We start from the raw sequence: 377 nt of genomic DNA on the forward strand, positions 1-377 counted from the left end.
GAGGATCTGCCGATGCCGGCGCAGGCCGAGATTCGGCAGGCCCGCGGCGACGCCGAGGAAGAGCATCCGCAGAAGGCCAAGCTGTCGCTGCTGCAGCGGCTGGCCAATGTCGGCCTCGGCCGCCGCGACGAGGAGAACGAGCCGCCGATCGCCGCGCGTGCCTCCGGCCCGGCCATGGCCCCGCTGCCGCCGCTCCCCGAGCGCAAGCCGCAACGGACCGTTGCCCAGCAGATGGCGAATCACGACCCGGTGTCGGAGTACGCAAAGCGCCCGGCGCCGCAGGGTTTGGATGTGCATGGCCGTCCCGTACCTGTTGCCCCGGCGCCACAGGGAGACGACCATCTTGATATCCCCGCCTTCCTGCGACGGCAGGGGGG

At 71.6% G+C, this 377-nt stretch carries 1 pseudogene; it reads left to right on the forward strand.

The features are described from left to right. Positions 1-377: pseudogene (locus CQ12_RS23560) on the forward strand (cell division protein FtsZ); the annotation flags it as partial.

Origin of the sequence: Bradyrhizobium jicamae, assembly GCF_001440395.1 — a bacterium.
GTDB classification, from domain to species: Bacteria; Pseudomonadota; Alphaproteobacteria; order Rhizobiales; family Xanthobacteraceae; genus Bradyrhizobium; species Bradyrhizobium jicamae.